The following is an 18,853-nucleotide window of genomic DNA, read 5'->3' on the forward strand; positions in this document are numbered from 1 at the left end:
CCTTAATCTTTTATTTTATTTTTCAGATGTAATTTTGTGAATGATATAATGTGCTACTAATATAAAAAGCACCTTAAAGGTGCTTTTTATACGCATGCTGGGCATGTCAATGAATCTCCATTTTTATCTATTGTTATATTCAATATATATTCAATCGCTTTATGTGACCAAGTTTCAGGTGTAGGCGATTCATTTATATATTGTGGCGCACATGACTTCAGCATTGGAGTACTAATACTCCCTCCAGGATCTAAAGCAACTACAGCCATGCCATGGGGTAATTCCAGGGCCATAGATTTAGTGATACCTTCAATTGCAAATTTCGAGGCACAATATGGCGCAAGCTCAGCTTCACCTTCTCTCCCCCAACTAGAACTCATATTAATGATAATTCCTTCTTTCCTAGCTACCATTGCGGGAACAAACGCTCTTATTACATTTACTACACCATTCACGTTTACATTCATTACATTTTCGAATTCTTGAGCCGTAATTTTCCAAAGTTGTGCATTTTGATTTACAATCGATGCATTATTTATTATCAGATCGGGAGCCATATGTCTATTAAGTATATAATTTGCCCAATCGTTAACTTGCTGAGAATCTGAAACATCAATTACTTGGAAATCATGTATTTTACTGTACTGTTTTTTTAGTTCTTCAATTTTATTTTTTGAACGTCCACAACCATATATGTTCCACCCTAATTCATGAAATCGATCAACCATCGCACGTCCTAACCCTTGTGTCACGCCTGTAATAATTACAGATTTACTAATTTCTTTTCGCTTCATTTCTCTCATCCTCCTTCCCTATATCTTACTCTCTTCATTTTTATTCAGCGATTTACTATAGTATCAACTCAACTCATACTTTAGTAATGGTTTTGATATTGCATACATAAGCAAAAAAAGTAACCATCATGGTTACTTTTTGCTATATATCTAAAAATTCATTATTTATTTCATTATTGTTTTTACATTTCAACTTCTCTTTTCCACATTTCTTACACTGGTAAATATAAACTACACCTAATATACCTTTTTTTAAAATCCTCATTATCCTGCATCTTAATAAAAATATATTTATGTTTAAAATGCGATTCACCCAAATAATTTTTAAACCACTTTTTCAACACAACACATTCCACCTTTATGATAGAACCTTTATTTAGCTGCTTTATTACATACTTTTATTTAAATGTTCAATCTCATCTTGCAATTTTTTAAATTGCTCAAAATGCATGGTAATAGATTGGCTACTACCATAATCAACATTTTGTTTCACTAATATAACACCCGTGTCATGAAAAAGCGCTTCAAGTTCTTTCCTAATAGACACTTTCGCAATATGAGCTGTTTTAATTGCAGATAAAATTGCAATTTCATTAAACTTTAATTTTATTTCATTTGGACAAAATGCGTCTTCAACTAATATAACTTCATTACTATAAATTAATGCAACAAGATTACTTGATTTGGCATCTGTTAAATCAACTTTTTTCATAATATCTTTCATTACATTTTGCCTCCTTTATTTTCATATATATCAATTATACAAATTTTTTAAAAAAATTACTCAACTTTATTATATTAATTTTAACACACTTTTATTGAAATCCACGCTCCAAACGTTTTACTATTCCACAATTTTTATTGTATGAACCATCTGAACTATAACTCCATATAGTAATGTTAACAACTTATTATAAAGCAGGTGAAAATTATGCCATCAGTTGTAGGAAATTTAGTTGTACAAAATAGCAATGGATCATTTAACTTAGGTGATTTCTACAACGTATCTCCGAAAGAAAATACGAAAGCTTATAATGGTTCCGGCGCATCAAACGTTGGTTTTGTTGTTAATACTTTTAGCGGTGTTAGCGCGACCAATACATTTGATTCTGACCTTGCAGATCAAAACCAAGTGGGTACAGCCTAATCTTATGTTCAACTTTCTGTATAGAAAATTTTAATTTGTCTATACTATAATCAGGCTGTTTGACAGCTCTTGTCGATTTTGGAGTACCCTATCTTTTTCTCCCTTTCCCTGGGGCTCAGCAGCTAGCACGAAGCTAGCTGCTTTTTCTTGTATTATTTGTCTCATAAATCAGAAATAAAAGAAGCTGCCATTTAATACTCAGCTTCTTTTACGTTATTTCAATAATATCCATAGCGTTAAATACGTAAGTTTTATAAAAAGCGTCTGTACAAATTACAATTTGTTTTACCGGATTGATATGTACAACAGTCATGTAGCTTGTTAGTATGTAACCATCTTCAAAATATGTTACCAATATTTCTTTCTCAGACAGTAATGACGTTAATAATTTATCAGAAATTCTCTCTTTTGCTTCATTTGTTAAAAGCGGTTTTTGTACTTTTAATTTCTCTCCAATAATCTTTCTCATATTTAAAAGTTGTTCGGACATTACTGTAAACGGAACCCACTCTCTTTCTTCTTTTTGTATCTTTACATCGTTCATTTTTTATCTCCTTGATCATTTATACATTTATTTAGCCATACTATCCCTTAGTTATTTTTAATACTTACTAAACTCGAATTTACTTCTAAACTATAATTAGGTTACTTCTTAAAAGAACATTCGTTCCTATTATACACGAACTTACGTTCTTTTGAGAAGAGCCATACTTATTATTTCTTAACAAAAAACATAATTTTATTTATCTCCATACTTTTTTCCTTTATCAAATAAACTTTTCATTTCTTATATAACATGCATATAACAACTAAAAGGCGACTTCACCCAAAGTGAAATCACCTTTTTCTAAAAAATATTTCAAAGCTTATTTTTCTATCCTAACTAATGTTCTTTCTGGAATACATAATTCATCTATATTAAAATGATTTATTTTTAAGTTCAATTCCCCTACTCGTTCCTTATCTTCATCACCAACCCAACAACTAAATAATTCGAAATAGTCTCTATCTTCAGAATAACCTTCCATAAAGTTAAAAGTTTTTCTTTCGCTTCTTTTTTTCCTTTACATTTTGCCACTCGACAAGTTCAATTCCCCAACTAGTTGAAACCTCATATGTGTAATTTGTTTGGAATTGATAATCTTGTACAATTCCAAGCATACTTTCATCTGAAAAACACGGTCCAAAAACAATTAGATTATTAGAATCCGGATCCGTTAACGGAATTTCTACATTACAGCCTATGTAACTTGCTAAACTCATTTTATACTCCTCCAGTATTCGTATAAAAAATACTTCATAGTATATTTATTTACTTAAATATAAAATCCCTGCCTAAACGAAAAAGTTTTAAATTTTTATCGTTTATTAACCATCTATAACTGAAAACATATACTATGATGAACGAACTCACAAAGCATAAGAAAAGAGAGCATTTACAACACTCTCTTTTCTTACATACTCTATGGAACTTTACAAAACTGAATCAATGATTTTTATTATTATATTTTATTACATATACTTAGGTTGTACTATTATATGTAACTCTCTCTCTGTATCCGCTTTTTTCGGATGACGAAAATAATTAAGTTCGTACTTTAACACTTTATACTCAACCATCCCGATTTTAATCCCTTTCGTTTCTTTTAATATAGCTAATAAATCACTTACATTTTCATCATATGACTCAAAAATTTTCGCGCCGCCCTCTCCTTGAAAGATTACTTTCATATATTCTCCACCACCTTAATTTATTGATGTGGTAAATGACGCGTTTAAAACGATTCATTCTTTATCCTAAAATTTTCATATGAAAAAGAACATCCTTTCCAATCGAATGCTCAGCTTTTTACTAATTATCCATGTTAAATATTTATTCAAAAACATTATATGTATTATTTTTTAAATTATGTTCGATATCCATTATTAAAGAGTAAATATATGTAATAAACTTGCATAATGAAAACCGTAGAATATCCACTTTCGTTGAAATAATTATAATCCATAATTTTCCATTGTAATTCTTAATATTTAAATGTAATATTGTATTGTCTTACTATCTATTTATAACTCACACACTAATTAGAAAAAGGGAACTCTATATGAGTTCCCTTTTTCTAATTATGATTACAGTCATTATTTCTTTTCTAGAAATTTAAATGTATCTTTAAATTCTTTATTATTCACTTTAATATCAGCATCTTTCAATAAATCATTGACTACTTGTTGTTTCCATTTACCTGTCGTATCTTGTAGTCTTTGTTGTTCTATATCTTTACGAATTTTATCCTTTACTTCATCAAATGGCTTCAATTCTTTTTTATCCGTCACTTTAATAATATGGTAACCGTAAGTTGTTTTAACCGGCTCACTTACTTGGCCTGCATCTAATTTATACGCAGCTTCCTCAAATTCTTTCACTGTTTGTCCAGGGGCAAAACCAGATATTTCCCCGCCCTGTTCCTTTGAACCAGTATCTTCTGAATACTGTTTTGCTAAGGCAGCAAAATCTTCACCATTATTTACTTTCTCCTTTATTTCTTTAGCCGTTTTTTCATCTTTCACTAAAATGTGACTTACTTTCATTTCTGGTTTATAGTTATCTTTCACATCTTTATCTGTAACTGTTGCTTTAATTGCTTTCTCAAATGCAATTTCTGGCTTCATTTTTTCTTTTAATTCATCTTCATTTTTCAACCCAAGTTGTTCTAAAGTCGATTTAAAGTTTTCACCCATTTTGTCTTTTGCTTCTTCTACTTTCTTTTTTGCTTCCTCATCTGAAACTTTATATTTATCTAGCAATGCCTTACTTAACATCATTTGATATAAAGTACTTTCTCCATATTGTTGTCGTAATTCTTTACTTAATTCTTTCTCTGTAACATTTCCTACTTTTGATGTTACTACGTTGTCTGAGGAACCACATGCAGATAATGCTAGCATCATGCATGAAATAATTGTTCCAATAAATATTTTCTTCTTTTTCAATTCAAATACCTCACTTTTATCATTATGCAAATTAACTATACACAGTCATTGTGAAAACAGTGTGTTTTCTACATGTAATTCATTTCATATGAGTTGACTATGTATCATGTATTTTCATTTTTAAATATAAAGAGCCTTCTTACTATGCATAGTAAGAAGGCTCTTTATATAATTCTCAAAAAAATATAGCTTCTATAGTTGCTTAATAATTACATGTTTTTCAGGTATCCAACTATTCTGTCCGATATCTACCGCATTTCCCACTCTACCCCACACTCGAAAAGATGTCGATCCATCTATGTTTCCTTTATAATTCATACATTCAGGCTCTTCATAATAATTTACTCCGTAACCGACAGGATATTTTGAAGTTGCATAAAACCATTTCACATTAAAATGTTTTAAATATACCCACTGCTTATCGTTCCCTAAACAAATCATATCTTGCTCACCGCCTCCCCAATAACCTGCTAAGATTAAATATGGAATTTTTTGAGTGAGTGTACCTGTAAATTGAGGATTCATGGGGTTTTCATATAAATTTATTCCATATCCATCAGGATATTTCGAAACTGCAATACCAATGCCATTCGGTTGCTGTGTATACACTATGTTAGATTGATTTGCTTTGTTCGAATTTATAAACCAAGAAAGTGACTTATTTCCTACTAATCGATTCAGATCACATTTCCCAATCCCAGGAACATTCCCTGAATCCGTATATTGCCACATATCGCATGGATATGCTGGCTTATTCCCTCCATAACGAGGGATCCATACGAAATCAGCTTCAATATTACGTGCTCCAAATGATAGATACGTGTGATGCCCTACATATAATCCTACTTTTTCCGCACCTAAACGGCGTAATTCATCAATAAATGCCTGTGTCCCGCCTTGCATATCTACCATCGTTTGAACTTCTACGTCCGCTACCCAAAACTTAGCAGATTGATCACCACGATTCCAAAAATCTTGTGCCTCTTTCTTTGCATCAGCAATAGATATAAAACGGCAAAAAGCATAATTACCAAATGGGATACTATGCTTTTTCATTTCACTAACATAATTTTGATACATAAAATCCACCGTATTAGAGCCATCTTGAACTCTAGCAATCACTAAATCTAGCTGAGATGCTGCAATATCCCAATTGATAGTTCCATTCCATTTTGAAATATCTACAATATACCCCATACATTCCAGCTCCTTTTGAATGTCTTATTCATAGCTTGTTTTATTGTAAGCCTCCTCTCTCTAAAACTAGCTATCTATAATATAAATAAAAAGAATCTTTACCGTTTTTCAAAATATATTCTCTTTCAGAAATATTTTTATTAGCTTTAACATGTATGTCACAAAAAATATTCTCATATTCGAAATATACCTTACTATTTGTTATGTAGTCTCATCCTATCAATTTAGGTATTGAACATTTTTATAGATATTAGAAAAAATCCTCTTATATTATTAACTTAAAACTTCCAGTATCAATTCCCTTTCAGTTAATAAAAATCACTACTCATTTTCTATATATTATTAAGTCAAATGTTGAATTTTTTAATTCATTAAAATATGTGATCCAAGGTGGCGAAAGCTGAACTTGTACATTTTCTTCCAATATTTTACACTACCTCCTTATACAATTCTTACTAGCATAATATGTAAAAAACTAAAAAATGCATCAGTTATATTAATTAAACATCTTATTTCACATTCTCAATTTTCCCTTTACATCTTTAAGCACTTTTACTACTATGAAATTCTTTATTATAAGCAAATCCACTGAAATTTCATATTATACTAATACGACTCTATATCCTTTAAATTATAATACTCAATATTAGGAGCTGATTTCATGGAAAAAAAACCTATCGTGTTTAAAATTCCACCAAATTCAAAACTAAAAGTTACATTTTTCGGTCCTTGTAACGAAGTAATTACAAATGTGTCTATAATTAATCAACTATGCACCCCTAAATGTCAAACTATCACGCAATATCCAGACTTTCAGAAATATGTAACTGAAGTACGATCGTTATCCCGTTGTTAGTCCGCATAATGCACGATTTTCACAACTTTGTTACCTAAAATAACTGAGAAAGAAAATAACTGCATTCCTAGACTAAAATTACTCATTTTATGATATTCCATTGATAATTCATTGATTTTTTACACGTTTTTATTAAAAGAACATATATTATCGTATGGAGATTATCCACTCATAAAACCTATCTTTCTTTGGAGCGTACTTATTATGTATGCTCTTTTTTTTTATAACCGTCCCCCTTCTAAATTGACCAACAATATATTAAAATTCTTTATATACTCAAGGAGGTCAAATATGTTCAAGTTGCATCCAATACTACTCATCTTAGGATTGATTTTGTTTTTATATAGTGTAATCGCCTTTATGTTATTCTTTTCAGTGTATTAGCATTACCTATACAAAGCTGTGTTCAATATGTAATTTCTATATAGTAAAGAAAAAACGTAATGATACGATCTTTTATGTATTCCGTCTTTCTGTTCAATAAGAAAACTAGTAAACTTACTAACAATGAGTTTTCACAAGCATGTTACTTATTTGCATATTATTTTGTTCATTATCTGAAGAAGGTTGAAGCCCCTACAAATTAAACTACACTTTACCTATTTACTTATATATATCCTAGAAAAACAATAATAATCCCCCACCATTTGGTAAGGGGATTAACTAAACCTACTAAAAAACATTTAATGATCAGTTTTATTTAGTTGGAGAAGGAAATCTTGCCGCTTCAAAATGTGCCCCATCTTCTAAAGGACTTAAAACCCCATCTATACTACTTTGTGCATAAATCTCAACTTCATCCCCTGCATTCAATTGAACAATCGTCGAAACACTTACGACATTTCCAAAACTTATTGGACCAAAAAAGTCATTATCTATAGCTATCGCTGCGTTTCCATTCACACGAATTTCTACACGCGCTCTATAATTTAAAGTTGGATCGTTTGGAAAGAAACCAATTGTTCCAATAACAGAATATACACCTTTAGTCTTCGGCATAAAAATAGATGTTGCTGGATTATACTCATTCGCTAAATCAAATTGTTCATTTTGAAATAACACTTTCACAAAAGTATTAGCAGGAACATTTTGATTCACAGTATTTCTAGCTCTAAATGCCGATGCTCTAACAAGATTGTCCTTGTTATCATGACACTTACTAGTGTTCTTACAACAATCATGATGCTTATCTTTATACTCCTGACAATACTTACAGTAGTAATAACAAGACATACTAATTCCCCTTTCAAACTTATTACTACATATTATGTAAGATTGATTTATACGGTTTGGACTAGCTATTTTTATTATTCATAAGGGCGCTATTAATCTGCACCCTTATTTATATACACCACTTCATTCCTTACTAGTTATAAGTTGTATATAGTTCCATATGGAATAGTAAGAAAAGAACTTCCGTACGGTGTAACATGATGTACTGGGTAAAAATACTCTACGGATGAGTAATATGGTTGTACTCCTTGCTGCTGCATTTGCATTTGTTGTTGCATTTGCAATGCTTGTTGAATAGCTTGGACTGTACTTTGTGCTCCACTATATGTTATAGACGTACCATACGCTGGTCGCATGCCAGCTTCAGAATTAAAATATGAATAAAACATGATCTTCAACTCACTTCCGTATAATTTATTACAAATTATATTATGATTCTTTATTTCAGTAGGTACTATAAGCTAGTCCGCTCGCTTATATTCAAATGACAAAATAAAACAGTAGCTGCTAGACTACTTTGAATTCTTCTTATTACCAAATGAAATGATATACATATTCTCCTGTTACACGCTCATCGATTCCAGCAACCCTAACGAACCTAAGTAAATCCGCCCCTTGAAGAAAATATATCGACATCGTAACCGGTACTTGTGACCACATGAATTGAAAAAGCTCATTCACCCTCTGATTCGTCGTAATGATTAAATCATTTACAGGTCCATGATTCCATGCAGAGGTTTGAACTGAAGTGAAAGAAAGGTCTTTCCCATTAACCACTATTCTTGCCACGCTTTGAGTTATGTCCACAATAATCCCCTCCAACATTACAAAAATTGGACCTTTTTTAGTTCATATTATTATAAATATTCTTGACTGTAATAAATGTTTAAGGCAAATCCCTAATAAAGTGAAACTTTAATCAGTGGGGGTCTTACTGCCCGTTAATGCGGGATACAATTTTTTTATTCATATCCCTCAATTCCCATTACAACCATATAATTTCTAACCTGATTCAATTTTTGTAAAAGTTGAACCAGCAAATGTAAATTCCATAAAAGTATTAGAAAAATTAAACTTTACTTTTGAAGGTACTCTGAGAAAAAGCGAAAAATCAGCTGGAAAGCTTATCGATTTAAATATTTATTCGAAATTAATAAGCGATTAATTTTAGTCACTCTGCCCATACTTAATCAAAGTGTCGGCTTCTTTAATTTCTGTATAAAATTCAAAAGTTTGACACAATCCTGGAAAAAGCTTATAAAGAAAAGTGAGGTTCCGTTATTTTCACACTTAGTAGCGCAGCCATGTTACATACAATTTTATAAGTGTGAACGAACTACAAAACTAAAAAACAAATAATAAGTTTGCAACATGTTTGCAAATGCGAATTTTGCATATAAATTCGTGTGATATTGAAAGGAGTTTTACTTATGAAAGAAATTAAAACAGAACAAGAATTCAAAGACATCATCGCAAGCGAGGAGCCAGTAGTTGTTAAGTTCTTTACTACATGGTGCCCAGATTGCGTACGTATGGACAACTTTATCGGAGATGTAATGGAAGAGTTCAATAAATTTGAATGGTATTCTATTAATAAAGATGAGTTTCCAAGTATCGCTGAAGAGTATCAAGTAATGGGTATTCCAAGTTTACTTGTATACCAAAACGGTGAGAAGCTAGGCCACTTACATAGTGCTAACGCAAAAACTGAAGAGCAAGTTACTGAGTTTTTAGAAGCATACTAAGATGAAAGCCCTCTGGAAAACATTTTCCAGAGGGCTTTCATCTGTTTTCATAATTATCTTTTGACGTTTTTCCTCGTTTAATGAATTACACCTTGTCATGATAAGAATAATATGTAGTAAGAAAAGTATTCGTTTCTTGATCCATCTCCCCTCCTATCTCTTTAGTAAATAGACTCTAATTAGGTTTACACCCTGACTTTGTACTTTTCAACATATTTTTCCTTCACGAAACTTTGTTATCCCCTTCTTAAAAAGCTATAAAACGTCAACAATGTTTGTATAGACCCACACGACTTTCGTTTGATACTCTATTTATAGAAAGAAATTCCTTTAAAGAAAGGTGAGTGATTAAAATGGATACTCTTTCTCATAAAGAAGCTGATAAAGGCGCTATTGTCAGCATTATGGCCTACATATTTTTATCCTCTATGAAAATCATCATCAGTTATATTACCCTCTCTAGCGCATTACGCGCTGACGGTTTAAATAACTTAACGGATATCGGTGCTTCTTTAGCAATATTAATTGGTCTAAAAATATCTCGTAAACCTCGTGACCCAGATCATCCGTATGGGCATTCGCGTGCCGAACAAATCGCATCACTTGTTGCGTCCTTCATTATGGCAACAGTCGGATTAGAAGTTGTTATTAGTGCCATTCAATCTTTCTTAAATCCGAAACAAGCAGCGCCCAATGTACTCGCTGCATGGGTTGCTTTATTTTCTGCTGTCGTTATGTACTGCGTGTATTTGTATACGAAAAAAATTGCAGCACGAACAAAAAGTAAATCATTAGAAGCCGCTGCAAAGGATAATTTATCAGATGCGCTCGTAAGTATTGGTACTGTAGTAGGTATTGTCGGTTCTCAGTTCCAAATGCCTATTTTAGACCCTATTGCCGCTTTAATTGTCGGTCTTATTATTTGTAAAACTGCATGGGAGATTTTCGTAGAATCTTCTCATATGCTTACAGATGGAATTGATCCTGATAAAATGGAAGAATACGCTGATGCTATTGAGCATATTGGCGGTGTGGAAAACATTGTAGATATTCGAGCACGTATGTACGGGAATCAAACGTACGTTGATATTACAATTGAAGTAGATGCTCGCATGGATGTTGGAGAAAGTCACTGTATTACCGACAACATCGAAGCTATGCTTCGCAAAAAGTTTGGAATTTACCATGCACACATTCATGTTGAGCCAATGAAAAAAGAACCTATTATGACATAGGTTCTTTTTTTATGAACGTTTTATGGAATATAACACATAAAACGAGCCAGCTACCACCAGCTGCCCATCCTGCTAATATGTCAGATGGATAGTGCACGCCAAGATATATTCGGCTAACTGAAATAGATAATACAACAAAGCTTGCTATAAGAATAATTAACAATTTTTTATGCAACGAAATACGCTCTTCAGTAATTGTGACGTATGCAATAAATCCTAAAAAAGCAGTAGCATTCATCGTATGACCGCTCGGAAAACTATATCCAGTTGCAGTAACAAGCTGCGTGACATCAGGTCTTGCTCGTTCGTACCATAGTTTAAGCATACTGTTTAAATAACGAGATCCGTAGTAATTAATTGTTAGAAGTAACGCACTAAGCAACTTTTTTCTAACGAGAAAATACATTACAAGAATAATGAGTAATGGAAAATATATTCTTTTGGAACCGATAAAAGACACCCAAGTAAAATAGGTCGTCAAATAATCGTTTCGAAAGCTTTGAATAAAATGTGCGACTATATTGTCAAAGTTCTCAATACAAGCGGTATGATACGAAAGTGATAATACGACAAAACAAATGAGTAACGTAAAACTTAGCAAGTATAAATGTCGATATCGTTTCACATACATAACCTCACTATGCAAAAAAATGGAGCGGTTGTTTTAGTTTTCCTCTCCATTTCTTTTTTATGCATAGTTTATTAAAAAATATAATTATTAATTTTTTGCTTCATCTCAGGGATATCTTCTCTTGTTACAGTGAAGCGAATAACCTTCTCATCAAGATCAAGTGCCTCAGCGAATAAACCAGCTAATCCACGTGATTTTCTATCTACTTCCATAATTATTTCTAATCGGTCGTATGCACGTGGCAAAATTAATAATTCTAATTCATCTAATCTGCCGTAGTACTCTCCAGAAACCGGAATAAACTCAAATTCTTGTGCGAATGGAACTTGTTTACGTAATCGGTGCGGTAATTCTTCACATTCTATATGACGTGCTTTAAACCCTAATTCATTTACACTATCTAAAACACTACTTAATAATGCATTAGGTAACACTTGAACGTAGTCGCGGTCACTTGGGTCTATACTACGTTTAATATCAAGACCTGTATGAATCCAAACCGTTTTCATACCAAGTGTAAGTGGTGCTTCAATTGGCATTGGAAAAGAAAATGGAATTTCAACTTTTTCATTCGGTTCTACAGAAAAAGGTTCTGTTAAGCGTACTCGCTCTAAATCATATGTTGCTGTTACTTTTTTATCATCCACTTCTCGTACATACGACGTCGATAATGTTAAGTAAATGCTTTCAATTTGTTGGCTAACTGAACCTCCAGTTATATGAACCTTTCCAACTATTTCTTCCCCAACAATATACTCATCTTTTTCAAGAACAGTATCTACCTTTGCACTTCCAATACCAACGCTTGCTAAAAACTTTTGAAACATGGAGTCTCCATCCTCTCTAAAGCAGAAGCTACATCTTGTTTTAAATCTTGTACATTCTCATAGTACGGCGTTTTTATTTGTAACATTCGCATAAGCATTTCGCGATTATAATTTTCCAAAGTTAATTCTTCGTACCATGGTTTTTCCTTTTTTTCATTAGATTCATATCCTGCATATAATAAAAATAATGAGAAATGACCGAGCGCATAAAAGTCACTACGAAAGTGAACTTCTCGCATCAAAGCTTGTTCACCTTCGTAAGTTGTAGCTCGCTCATCATCCTCACCTTTCCATTTAGCCAATCCAAAATCAATAATACTAATTTGATTTTCTTTCATTAGTATGTTTGGAATGCGTAAATCTCGATGAATAATGCCTTCACTATGAAACACCGATACAATTTCTAATATTTCATATAAAATCTCAAAAACTTCACGTTCTGTATATACATACCCATCTATGAAAATATAATCTTCAAAATTTTTACCAGGCATGTACTCCATCACAAAGAAGCTCTTTTTCTCCCATATGAAATGATCATATAGACTAGGAATTGCATGATGATTCAATGTTTGTAAAATCATTTTCTCTTGTTCAAATGATTTTCTACCAGACTCATATCTTTGTTTACTTTGTCTTAATTGTTTTAAGACTTTATATCTATTTATTTGTAAATCATTAACGACATATGTAACCCCATAACTGCCCATTCCAATTACTGATTCAATTTTATAACGTTCTGCAACAATTGTATTTTTTCGCAGTGGTCTATCAAATAAAGCTAGTACACGACGCCATTTCATCAGCTACTTGAAAAGAAGCTACGGCTTTTACGTTTTCTTTTATAATGTTGATGTCCATAACCAGATGAACGTCGTTTATAATCGCTACTTGAATAAGAGCGCCCTCTACGACGATAATCACTACTTGAATACGAACGATATTTTTTCTTTCCTAATAAAGAATCAATAATTTTTTTGAACATTCCTTCACCTCTTGAGTAAAATTTCCTTTTCATTATACCAATAATTATTGACTGTATTTGTGACAGGTTTGTAAAGAGTAAAAAACGACGAGTTATGCCCGTCGTTACTTTCATTCATCCTCTTCATCAAAAACTTCATCAATCATGCATTTCTCTAATAAATACTCAAATGTAATATCTGCGAGATCTTCAATTTCTTCTCGTTTTGGGACGTACCCTCTTTCAATTAGTTGCTCATAAAAAAACTCCGCAATCTCTTCCGTATCAATCACGACTTCAATTTCCTTCATGAGCATCACTCCTTTATTTCTGTTTTATGAAAAAATCTCAAAATTATGTATATGAGATTAGAAAAATAGATTTTATTTTTTTATAGGTCATAAGCTTTGGACGAGATGCATACGATTGTAGTACAAGCTATTCAAAGGGGGAAATAATAATGGAAAATCAATATGAAGTAGGACAAACAAAAGAAGAGTTCATGCATGAAGATCAATGGGCAGACTCTCTTATAAAGTGGCTTTTTATTTTTTTAATAGTTGTAGGCATACCTTATACTGCATATGTTGTTGTTCAATTTATTCTCTCTTTCTAGTTAACTACTTTTTCTCTGTCAATTTAACTAAATAATTATGAACAACATCCATTACAATTTTATATTCTTCATCTTTAAATGTATCGAACAATAATTGATAATCGTTATAAATGTCAAGTAATCCATCAATGATTTCTTGACGATTCGTCTTAACACTCACTTTTTTCGAGTTGTTAATTGACTTTAACTTACCTAAATCTAATTTATTCATACCTGCTTTATCTTGTTTCATTTTCTTCAAAATTGCATTTGCCGTTTGAGCATTCGCAAGTAACGTTAAATCTGATTCATCCGCTTCTAACCATTCACCATCCGTAATCCGTGACAATTCATAAATTGTATCTTCCCATGCGTCATTCTTATATCTCCATACTTCTGTACGAAAACCAACAATACGGAAAACATCTTTATCATATCCAGTTACTTGCACAAGATCACCAAACGTGAAATTATAATTTAATTCAATCCACTCCGTATCGCCCTTTTTCATATCCTGCTCTGTAACGTGCTGCAATGTTTGCTCTACGTAAAATCCATCGTGATTATTGACTTCGTATACATAAACTCCATCTAAAACCTTCATATTTGTGATTTTCCCAACGGTTCCATATAGCGTAATCACGACTATGTCCCCTACGTTGTATTTAGGTTGTTTTTTTCTTGCCATCTCTATCTCTCCTTTTTTTGACGTCGTGATTTTGATATCAGTATATGCAACCTACATAAAAACGCTTATCACAGAAGCTTATATTCATAAATTTTTTCAATAAAAAATATAATCTTATAAAATTTACATTACACTCAAACAAAAGCTAGTAACTAGACTAGCTTCAAATCAACAAATTTCATAATAAAAAAACATACAGAATACTTCACTTTAAATAAAGTAATGTATTCTGTATGTTTTCAAATAGTTTTTATCTATCTTGTATGTATAAATCCCAGGCTTCATCAAATATAGACATACTTTCTAGCATTCCGCTCAACTCTAAGTATGAACTAATTTCATCATAGTCTTCAGATTGCTTCGGAAAACTTAAATCATCATACATCGCCTCTGCTAAATCTGAAATTTCATTTCTAAATAAAGCTGCACGATGCTTCATCATATAATGGTAAAATGTCTTTTTCAAAAATATTCCCTACCTTTCTAACTTGGGTACATTATACAAGGCAAAAAAGAAAAAAACCAGCATAAAAGCTGGTTAAAAGTCGAAATAATTTCTTTTTAATAGACGCGGTCTTCCCATTAATTCTTCATATGTTAGTTGTTTTGGTAAATCTTTCGTGTAAATTAAGAATAATTGATCTTCAATTTCTTTTACTGTATGGTCTGATTGATAGTCCATCCCACACGAGGAACAAGAAATACATGGTGTCTCTTGGATTTCAATGGCTTTCGTACCATCTGGTAATTCCCAATATACAGTATTCAAGCTTTCTTTCGCTTCTGTACTGTCACACCACATACAATTCATACTGCATCACCCTCAGTTTTTTTGTCGTTTTCTTCTAACTTAGCCATTTGTGCTTGATATTTTTTATCTTTTAATTGATCGCGCTTATCACGTTTATCTTTTAAAGATGCATGAGTATCATTATCTTCGTAGTCTTTACGACGGTTCATACGCTGTAAGTCGTCTGGAACGAGGTTAAATTTCTTATCGCTCATAAGACCTGCGATACCAACATCTGAACGTTTTTCTTCGTAGTTCGGATAAATCTCTTTAAAGTATCCTTCCGCTCTTCCTGGAATATAGCTCTCTGGCTCTGGATACGTCGTAATAACACCTTCAAAGTTACGAAGTACAACTTTATCTGCACTTTGTGAGATTAAATAGTTTGGTTGAAGTGCAATTTTACCGCCTCCGCCTGGCGCATCAACAACGAATGTCGGAACAGCATAACCAGATGTGTGTCCACGTAAACCTTCAATAATTTCAAGACCTTTAGATACTGGTGCACGGAAGTGACCGATACCTTCAGATAAGTCACATTGATAAATGTAGTATGGACGTACACGGATTTTTACTAAGTCATGCATAAGTTTTTTCATAATTGGAACGCTGTCGTTAATACCAGCTAAAATTACTGCTTGGTTTCCGACTGGAACACCAGCATTCGCTAACATTTCACATGCCTTTTTCGATTCTTCAGTAATTTCAATAGATGTATTGAAATGTGTATTTAACCATACTGGATGGTATTTTTTAATAATGTTACATAAGTTTTCTGTAATACGTTGTGGGAATACTACTGGTGCTCTCGTTCCGATACGAATAATCTCAACATGCGGAATCTCTCGTAAATTTTTTAATACATATTCTAAAATTTTATCGTTAATTAGAAGTCCGTCACCACCGGAGATTAATACATCTCGTACTTGTGGCGTTTCACGAATATAAGCAATTGCATCATCTAATTGTTTCTTCGGTACACCCATTCCAATTTGTCCACTAAAACGACGACGTGTACAGTAACGACAATACATAGAACATTGATTCGTTACTAAGAATAGTACACGGTCCGGATAACGATGTGTTAGCCCTGGAACTGGTGAATCTTCGTCTTCGTGAAGTGGGTCTTCTAAATCATATTTTGTTTTATATAACTCTTCCGAAATCGGTACTGATTGCATCCGAATCGGACAGCGTGGATCATCAGGATTCATTAGCCAAGCATAGTACGGTGTAATGTTTAACGGGATCGTTTTCGTTGAAATTTTAACGCCCTCTTCTTCTTCAGGTGTTAAGTTAATCACTTTTCTTAAGTCATCTAACGTTTTGATCGTATTCGTTAATTGCCAAACCCAATCATTCCATTGCTCTTCAGTAACATCTTTCCATAATTCGATATCCTTCCAGTGACGATTTGGTTTGTATACATCATGTAACATTGCTATTCCCCCTTTTTATACGCTCATCCTTTATATAAGCAATAGTTATGCCAACTTTACATTGTTGATAAGTAAATGTGCGGAGAATCCTATTACATAAGCAAAAAAATATTTTTAAGCGTTGTATGAAATCAATACTTAACATCATATTCATTACTTTTTATATATGTAAACGCTCTTTTATTGGTGCAAACACACAAAAACCGCCGATTATTCGGCGGTTTTGTCGTACTTGCTCAGTTTATATTGAAGCGTTTGACGAGGGATACCCAACATTTTTGCGGCTTGTAATATATTCCCTTCCGTTTCAATCAACGCTTGATCTATTAATTCTTTTTCTGTTTGATGAAGTGCTTCTCTAAGTGGCATTATACCCTTCTTCTTCGAAAACTTCTCTTTCCGAAATGTACGTGGTAAACAATTGGCTGTTAATGTATTCCCTTCTGCAATAATAACAGCATGTTCAATCGTATGTTTTAACTCCCGGACATTTCCAGGCCACTGATAAGCTTGCAGTCTATCTTTCGCTTCCTCATCAATTTGAAGTACACCTTTTTTATAACTTTTATTATATTCTTTCAAAAAATAAGATGCTAATAATAGTACATCCTCAGTTCTTTCACGAAGCGGTGGGATATATAATGAAAATACGTTTAAGCGATAATATAAATCAGTGCGAATTTTATTCTCTCGTAAACATATTTCTGGAGGCTGGTTCATTGCGGTAATAACACGAACATCTACTTTTCTCGTCTTATTATCACCAATTCTTCTAATGACTCCATCTTCTAACACTCGTAACATTTTTGCCTGCAAATCAAGAGGCATTGAATTCAGTTCATCTAAAAATAATGTACCACCATCAACAAGTTCAAATAGCCCAGCTCTTTCAATCGCTCCCGTATAGCTTCCTTTTGTCGTTCCAAACAATAAACTTTCTAATAGCGACTCTGGTAAAGCTGCACAGTTTTGTGCAATAAATGGCTTGTTTTTTCTTTTAGAAGCTTCATGAATTGCTTGTACAAACAGTTCTTTTCCTGTTCCTGTTTCACCATATATTAAAACATTCGCGTCTGTTGGTGCTACTTTTTGTGCTAACTCTTTCGTTTGTTTAAACCGCGTATCATTTGTCACTATCGTCTCAAATGCAGCGTGCTTTTTAATCACTTTTTTTCTAGATGATCGCTTTATTTTCGACTGTAAGTCAACAATGGTGTCAGTAAGTTTTTGAATTGTAGAGTAATCCTTTGCAATTTCAACAGCCCCAGCAATATTACCATCTATAAAAATAGGTAACGTCGTATTTACTGTACAAACATCTTCACCATTTAAATTTTGATAATGTTGTACCTGATGTACGATAGGTTTTTTTGTATCTAGTACTTTCATCAATGTACTCGTTTCCCTTGATAAAGACGGGAACGCTTCTAACAGATGTTTCCCTAACACTTTTTCAATCTTGGATCCATCGTGTTTTGCAGCTACAGAATTATAAAATATTGTAATTCCATTTTCATCTACAGCGTGTATAGCCTCATCAATACTGCCCAAAATCGCTTCAATGACTTCTTGTGTCGAAACTGCTAGCAATGTCATCCCCCCTCTTGCCGAAAATCCGGCAATTACATGCCGGATTTTCGGCACACCTATGTGCGATTGTAAGCATGACGATTCCGTTCTATAATTTTGACCAATTTTATATTTTAATTAGATAACTCGAAACT

26 protein-coding genes and 2 pseudogenes are annotated in these 18,853 nt (G+C 32.7%); 6 read left to right on the plus strand and 22 right to left on the minus strand.

The genetic code is table 11. From position 1 onward, the window contains the following. Nucleotides 1-86: 86 nt before the first annotated feature. The 3 genes and pseudogenes from HMPREF2590_RS02765 to HMPREF2590_RS02775 form a co-directional block, all read right to left on the minus strand. A complete protein-coding gene (locus HMPREF2590_RS02765; protein WP_000823068.1) occupies nt 87-794 on the minus strand; it encodes an SDR family oxidoreductase in 708 nt (235 codons plus the stop codon). A 142-nt stretch (nt 795-936) separates the two neighbouring features. Continuing rightward, nucleotides 937-1,138: pseudogene (locus HMPREF2590_RS31055) on the minus strand (hypothetical protein). 44 nt (nt 1,139-1,182) lie between these two features. Further along, on the minus strand, nt 1,183-1,518 hold the full coding sequence (locus HMPREF2590_RS02775) for a hypothetical protein (protein WP_000651907.1): 336 nt from the start codon (nt 1,516-1,518) through the stop codon (nt 1,183-1,185). A 207-nt stretch (nt 1,519-1,725) separates the two neighbouring features. Here HMPREF2590_RS02775 and gerPF point away from each other — a divergent pair, with 207 nt between their 5' ends. After that, nucleotides 1,726-1,941 (plus strand): spore germination protein GerPF, encoded by a 216-nt coding sequence (gerPF, locus tag HMPREF2590_RS02780; protein ID WP_001141569.1) that lies wholly within the window; start codon nt 1,726-1,728, stop codon nt 1,939-1,941. A gap of 208 nt (nt 1,942-2,149) precedes the next feature. Here the strand turns inward: gerPF and HMPREF2590_RS02785 are convergent, their stop codons facing one another. The 6 genes from HMPREF2590_RS02785 to HMPREF2590_RS02805 all read right to left on the minus strand — a co-directional run bounded on the left by HMPREF2590_RS02785 (nt 2,150) and on the right by HMPREF2590_RS02805 (nt 6,126). Further along, nucleotides 2,150-2,485, minus strand: coding sequence for a YolD-like family protein (locus tag HMPREF2590_RS02785; protein ID WP_001999741.1), 336 nt, complete (start codon nt 2,483-2,485; stop codon nt 2,150-2,152). 322 nt (nt 2,486-2,807) lie between these two features. Further along, entirely contained in the window at nt 2,808-2,969 is a 162-nt protein-coding gene (locus tag HMPREF2590_RS30265) for a hypothetical protein (protein ID WP_165851656.1), read from the minus strand. 4 nt (nt 2,970-2,973) lie between these two features. Next, nucleotides 2,974-3,204, minus strand: coding sequence for a KH domain-containing protein (locus HMPREF2590_RS02790; protein WP_000050518.1), 231 nt, complete (start codon nt 3,202-3,204; stop codon nt 2,974-2,976). 249 nt (nt 3,205-3,453) lie between these two features. Beyond that, a complete protein-coding gene (locus tag HMPREF2590_RS02795; protein ID WP_000864279.1) occupies nt 3,454-3,672 on the minus strand; it encodes a hypothetical protein in 219 nt (72 codons plus the stop codon). Nucleotides 3,673-4,077: 405 nt separating this feature from the next. Further along, the gene (locus tag HMPREF2590_RS02800) at nt 4,078-4,929 is read right to left on the minus strand and encodes a peptidylprolyl isomerase PrsA (protein WP_000727342.1); all 852 of its coding nucleotides are present in this window, start codon (nt 4,927-4,929) and stop codon (nt 4,078-4,080) included. A 192-nt stretch (nt 4,930-5,121) separates the two neighbouring features. Continuing rightward, the gene (locus HMPREF2590_RS02805) at nt 5,122-6,126 is read right to left on the minus strand and encodes a glycoside hydrolase family 25 protein (protein ID WP_000540659.1); all 1,005 of its coding nucleotides are present in this window, start codon (nt 6,124-6,126) and stop codon (nt 5,122-5,124) included. Nucleotides 6,127-6,787: 661 nt separating this feature from the next. On the opposite strand from HMPREF2590_RS02805, the gene HMPREF2590_RS02810 reads away from it, so the two are divergent. Continuing rightward, a complete protein-coding gene (locus HMPREF2590_RS02810) occupies nt 6,788-6,982 on the plus strand; it encodes a hypothetical protein (RefSeq protein ID WP_000412559.1) in 195 nt (64 codons plus the stop codon). Between the two features lie 696 nt (nt 6,983-7,678). On the opposite strand, the gene HMPREF2590_RS02815 is transcribed toward HMPREF2590_RS02810, so the two are convergent. From HMPREF2590_RS02815 to HMPREF2590_RS02825, 3 genes are all read right to left on the minus strand, one after another. Continuing rightward, nucleotides 7,679-8,215: a C1q-like domain-containing protein gene (locus HMPREF2590_RS02815; protein WP_002098484.1), complete on the minus strand. Its 537-nt coding sequence runs from the start codon at nt 8,213-8,215 to the stop codon at nt 7,679-7,681. A gap of 137 nt (nt 8,216-8,352) precedes the next feature. Then, on the minus strand, nt 8,353-8,604 hold the full coding sequence (locus HMPREF2590_RS02820) for a DUF3947 family protein (protein ID WP_000500092.1): 252 nt from the start codon (nt 8,602-8,604) through the stop codon (nt 8,353-8,355). Nucleotides 8,605-8,746: 142 nt separating this feature from the next. Beyond that, nucleotides 8,747-9,022 carry a hypothetical protein gene (locus HMPREF2590_RS02825; RefSeq protein WP_000355689.1) on the minus strand — a complete coding sequence of 92 codons (276 nt, stop codon included), beginning with the start codon at nt 9,020-9,022 and terminating at the stop codon, nt 8,747-8,749. A 208-nt stretch (nt 9,023-9,230) separates the two neighbouring features. Here HMPREF2590_RS02825 and HMPREF2590_RS28480 point away from each other — a divergent pair. The 3 genes and pseudogenes from HMPREF2590_RS28480 to HMPREF2590_RS02835 form a co-directional block, all read left to right on the plus strand. Next, nucleotides 9,231-9,380, plus strand: a pseudogene (locus tag HMPREF2590_RS28480) (GNAT family N-acetyltransferase); the annotation flags it as partial. 265 nt (nt 9,381-9,645) lie between these two features. Then, a complete protein-coding gene (locus HMPREF2590_RS02830) occupies nt 9,646-9,960 on the plus strand; it encodes a thioredoxin family protein (RefSeq protein WP_000658787.1) in 315 nt (104 codons plus the stop codon). Between the two features lie 353 nt (nt 9,961-10,313). After that, complete coding sequence (locus HMPREF2590_RS02835) at nt 10,314-11,195, plus strand: cation diffusion facilitator family transporter (RefSeq protein WP_000380385.1); 882 nt, start codon at nt 10,314-10,316, stop codon at nt 11,193-11,195. On the opposite strand, the gene HMPREF2590_RS02840 is transcribed toward HMPREF2590_RS02835, so the two are convergent. The 5 genes from HMPREF2590_RS02840 to HMPREF2590_RS02860 form a co-directional block, all read right to left on the minus strand. Beyond that, nucleotides 11,185-11,820, minus strand: coding sequence for a phosphatase PAP2 family protein (locus HMPREF2590_RS02840; protein WP_000833370.1), 636 nt, complete (start codon nt 11,818-11,820; stop codon nt 11,185-11,187). The genes HMPREF2590_RS02835 and HMPREF2590_RS02840 overlap by 11 nt on opposite strands. Before the next feature lie 77 nt (nt 11,821-11,897). After that, nucleotides 11,898-12,653 carry a sporulation protein gene (locus HMPREF2590_RS02845; protein ID WP_000486627.1) on the minus strand — a complete coding sequence of 252 codons (756 nt, stop codon included), beginning with the start codon at nt 12,651-12,653 and terminating at the stop codon, nt 11,898-11,900. After that, complete coding sequence (locus HMPREF2590_RS02850; RefSeq protein WP_000872057.1) at nt 12,635-13,456, minus strand: serine/threonine protein kinase; 822 nt, start codon at nt 13,454-13,456, stop codon at nt 12,635-12,637. The genes HMPREF2590_RS02845 and HMPREF2590_RS02850 overlap by 19 nt, the downstream gene beginning before the upstream one ends. Further along, nucleotides 13,456-13,638 carry a hypothetical protein gene (locus tag HMPREF2590_RS29825; protein WP_000473371.1) on the minus strand — a complete coding sequence of 61 codons (183 nt, stop codon included), beginning with the start codon at nt 13,636-13,638 and terminating at the stop codon, nt 13,456-13,458. The genes HMPREF2590_RS02850 and HMPREF2590_RS29825 overlap by 1 nt, the downstream gene beginning before the upstream one ends. 110 nt (nt 13,639-13,748) lie before the next feature. Then, complete coding sequence (locus tag HMPREF2590_RS02860; protein WP_000658451.1) at nt 13,749-13,928, minus strand: YozD family protein; 180 nt, start codon at nt 13,926-13,928, stop codon at nt 13,749-13,751. A gap of 149 nt (nt 13,929-14,077) precedes the next feature. On the opposite strand from HMPREF2590_RS02860, the gene HMPREF2590_RS02865 reads away from it, so the two are divergent. Then, complete coding sequence (locus tag HMPREF2590_RS02865) at nt 14,078-14,233, plus strand: DUF3930 family protein (protein ID WP_000431486.1); 156 nt, start codon at nt 14,078-14,080, stop codon at nt 14,231-14,233. 4 nt (nt 14,234-14,237) lie between these two features. On the opposite strand, the gene HMPREF2590_RS02870 is transcribed toward HMPREF2590_RS02865, so the two are convergent. The 5 genes from HMPREF2590_RS02870 to rocR all read right to left on the minus strand — a co-directional run bounded on the left by HMPREF2590_RS02870 (nt 14,238) and on the right by rocR (nt 18,725). Then, nucleotides 14,238-14,900, minus strand: coding sequence for a hypothetical protein (locus tag HMPREF2590_RS02870; RefSeq protein ID WP_000101499.1), 663 nt, complete (start codon nt 14,898-14,900; stop codon nt 14,238-14,240). A 250-nt stretch (nt 14,901-15,150) separates the two neighbouring features. Beyond that, entirely contained in the window at nt 15,151-15,366 is a 216-nt protein-coding gene (locus tag HMPREF2590_RS02875) for a YozE family protein (RefSeq protein ID WP_000750717.1), read from the minus strand. Between the two features lie 72 nt (nt 15,367-15,438). Continuing rightward, nucleotides 15,439-15,711 carry a YokU family protein gene (locus tag HMPREF2590_RS02880; protein WP_000995763.1) on the minus strand — a complete coding sequence of 91 codons (273 nt, stop codon included), beginning with the start codon at nt 15,709-15,711 and terminating at the stop codon, nt 15,439-15,441. Further along, nucleotides 15,708-17,129: a lysine 2,3-aminomutase gene (gene kamA, locus HMPREF2590_RS02885; protein WP_000902142.1), complete on the minus strand. Its 1,422-nt coding sequence runs from the start codon at nt 17,127-17,129 to the stop codon at nt 15,708-15,710. Before kamA ends, HMPREF2590_RS02880 begins: the two co-directional genes overlap by 4 nt. 210 nt (nt 17,130-17,339) lie before the next feature. Then, complete coding sequence (gene rocR, locus HMPREF2590_RS02890; protein ID WP_011110073.1) at nt 17,340-18,725, minus strand: arginine utilization transcriptional regulator RocR; 1,386 nt, start codon at nt 18,723-18,725, stop codon at nt 17,340-17,342. Between the last annotated feature and the right edge of the window lie 128 nt (nt 18,726-18,853).

Origin of the sequence: Bacillus sp. HMSC036E02 (assembly GCF_001836235.1) — a bacterium.
GTDB classification, from domain to species: Bacteria; Bacillota; Bacilli; order Bacillales; family Bacillaceae_G; genus Bacillus_A; species Bacillus_A cereus.